2 protein-coding genes are annotated in these 2,863 nt (G+C 75.1%); both read right to left on the bottom strand.

Going from position 1 to position 2,863, the window contains the following annotated elements; translation table 11 throughout:
* Nucleotides 1-22 precede the first annotated feature (22 nt).
* On the bottom strand, nucleotides 23-1,963 hold the full coding sequence (locus FOE67_RS21715) for an ABC transporter ATP-binding protein (RefSeq protein WP_182666527.1): 1,941 nt from the start codon (nucleotides 1,961-1,963) through the stop codon (nucleotides 23-25).
* The gene (locus FOE67_RS21720; protein ID WP_182666528.1) at nucleotides 1,950-2,843 is read right to left on the bottom strand and encodes a class I SAM-dependent methyltransferase; all 894 of its coding nucleotides are present in this window, start codon (nucleotides 2,841-2,843) and stop codon (nucleotides 1,950-1,952) included. Before FOE67_RS21720 ends, FOE67_RS21715 begins: the two co-directional genes overlap by 14 nt.
* Nucleotides 2,844-2,863 lie beyond the last annotated feature (20 nt).

The raw sequence follows: 2,863 nt of genomic DNA on the forward strand, positions 1-2,863 counted from the left end.
GCGGGGGGACGGGGCAGCGGGTTCAGCGGGCCAACGCCTCCGCGGGTGCCGGGTCCACGCCCGTCGTGGCGGGGCCGTCGGGCTCTCCGGGCCCGGACCTCAGTTGGGCCTCGGCCAGGCGCCGGTAGAGCGCGTCCTCGCGCATCAGCGTGCCGTGGTCACCCACGGCGCGCACCCGGCCGGCCTCCATGACGACGATCCGCTCGGCGTCCACCACCGTGGAGATGCGGTGGGCGATGGCCACCACGGCGCACCGCCGTGCCACCCGCCGCAGGGCGTGCCGGAACGCCTGCTCGGCATCGGAGTCGAGTTGGGAGGTGGCCTCGTCGAGCAGCATGACGTCCGGCTTCTGGAGCAGCGCGCGGGCGATGCACAGACGCTGCCGCTGACCGCCGGACAGACCGACGCCCTGGTCGCCCAGTTCGGTGTCCAGGCCGCGCGGCAGGCGCTCGATCAGCTCCTCCAGGCCGGCCATCGCGACGGCCTCGGTCACCTCCTCCCGCGTCGCGTCGGGGCGGGCGTAGACGAGGTTCTCCCGGATGGTGCCGCGCATCGCCGCGCTGTCCTGCTGCACGTACCCCACCCGGGCGCGCAGTTCGTCCAGCGGAAGGCGGGAGATGTCCCGGCCGTCGACGAACACCGTTCCGGCGTCGGGTCGGTGGAAGCGCTCCACCAGTTGGAAGAGGGTCGTCTTCCCCGCCCCCGAGGGGCCGACGACGGCCGTCAGGCCCCGCTCGGGAACGGTGAGGGAGACGTCCCGCAGCACCGGACGCGCGTCGGCGCCGCGACCGTGGGAGAAGTGCACCCCCCGGAACTCCACGGCCACCCCCGGTGTCCCGGTCGGTCCGTCCCCGGCCTCCCCGGCGGCGGGCCCGGCGGCGGGCGGCTCCTCCCCGCGTTCCTCCTGCGGCAGCCCGGCCAGTTCGTCCACCCGCTGCACCGCCGCCCTGCCCTGCTGGAACTGGCCGATCGACAGGAAGAACAGCACCAGCGGGGACACCAGGTAGAACAGGTACATCACGAAGGTGGTCAGGTCGGCGGGGCTCAACGAACCGGTGGCCACCCGGGCCATGCCCGCGCCGACCACGGCCGCCAGCGAGATCTGCAGGCCGACGTTCATGGCCGGGGAGAGCAGGGAGCTGTAGCCGGTGGCTCGGACACCCGAGCGCCGTGCCCGTTCGGCGAGACCGCCCAGGCGGTCGCGTTCCCGACCCTCGGCGCGGGACGCCTTGACCGTGGTCAGCGCGCCCAGCACCCGCTGGAGGTCGGCGCCGAACTCGCCGGTGTCCTCGCGGTTGCGCACGGCCTCCACCCGCAGCCGCCGGGCCAGCCACAGCGAGACGGCGCTGGCCGCGCCCAGGCAGCCGAGGGTGATGAGCAGCAGGCCGAGATCGACCCAGGCCATCAGCGCGATGCCGCCGACGACGAGCAGACCGTTGATGACCAGTTGGGCGAGGCTGTGCGAGAGGGCGACCCGCACCAGCGAGGTGTCGGCCACCAGTCGGGTGTGCACGTCCCCCATCCGCTGCCCCTGGAGGTGGGCGAGGTCGGCGCGCAGCACCCGCTCGGAGAGGCGGGTGCGGGTGTCGCGGACGATGTTCTCCCCGGCCCGGCCGATGAGGTAGGACTGGGCGGCGGAGAGCGCGGCGTCGGCGAGGAAGAGGGCGGCCAGCAGGGCGATGACGCCGGTCAGCGCCCGGCCGGCCCCGGCGTTCTCGATGAGCCGGCCGATGACCAGGGGCTGGCTGAGGGTGGCGGCCACGCCGAGCAGGCCGAGCAGGATGCCGGCGATCAGCGGGACCCGGTGCCGGCGTGCCACGGCCCACACGGTGGAGGCCGGGGCGGACGGGGGCGGAAGAACGTCGACCGGGCTGCCGACCGGGCTGCCGGCGGGGCCGTCGGCCGGGCTGTCGGCCGGGGCCCCGGCGGGAGTCCCGGACAGCGTGGTCTCAGGCGTCCCCATCGCGCTCGCCCTCCCCGGTGCCGTCGGCGTGCGTGTAGCGGGTGATGTACATCGGTGACGCGGGTTCGAGCGGGTTGCCGAGCCAGTCGGCCCGCCGGTCGATCGGGACCAGCCCGGCCTCCGCGGCGTAGGCGTCCACCTCCTCCGGCTCGGTCAGCCGGCTGATCTCCGTGCCGACCCGGGAGGTGCCGTCCCCCTCGAACCACACGTGGGAGGCCCGCCACAGCGGCTGGTCCCCGGGCAGCAGGGTGGAGCAGGTCAACAGGCCGGTGTTGGGCTCGGGGTAGGGGGTGAAGAAGGAGGCGTCGCGGCGGCCGTCGTGCAGGGCGCGCACGTGGCCGGGGTGCGCCGTCTCCACCACCAGCACGCCGCCGGGGGCCAGGGCCCGGGCGGCGGCGCGGAGCACGGCCCGCTGCTCGTCGGGGTGGGTCAGCATCGAGAGGGTGGCGCACACGCAGTACACCAGTCCGTACCGCCGGCCGTCCTCCGGCTCGACACGGATGTCGCCGTGCACGGGGGTGATCGGCAGCCGGTGGCGGTCGATCTCCGCGCGCAGCCCGTCGAGCATGGTGAGCGAGGAGTCCACGCCGACGATTCCCGGGAGGTCCCCGGCGCCCCCGGTGCCGTCGGCGGTCGCGGCGCGGACGAGTTCGCGGGCGAGCGGCACGGCGACGCGTCCGGTGCCGACTCCCAGTTCGAGGGTGCCCGACGCGGGGTCGGGGTGCCATCCGGCGAGTACCCGGCCGGTGAGATCGGCGTAGGCGTCCTTGCGGAAGATCCGGTCGTACACGTGGCGGAACTCGTCGCCGTAGCCGCAGTCGCGCACCCCGGGGTCGGGGGCGGGGTCGGTGGGACGGGCCGCGTGCGGAGCGGTGGTCATGGGGTGGTTCCTCTCGGGGC

The organism is Streptomyces calidiresistens (assembly GCF_014141525.1).
In the GTDB taxonomy this organism is placed as follows: domain Bacteria; phylum Actinomycetota; class Actinomycetes; order Streptomycetales; family Streptomycetaceae; genus Streptomyces; species Streptomyces calidiresistens.

Excerpts from the sequence above, each read along its gene's own strand:
- FOE67_RS21715 (WP_182666527.1), bottom strand. The coding sequence starts at position 1,963 with ATGGGGACGCCTGAGACCACGCTGTCCGGGACTCCCGCCGGGGCCCCG.
- FOE67_RS21720 (WP_182666528.1), bottom strand. The coding sequence starts at position 2,843 with ATGACCACCGCTCCGCACGCGGCCCGTCCCACCGACCCCGCCCCCGAC.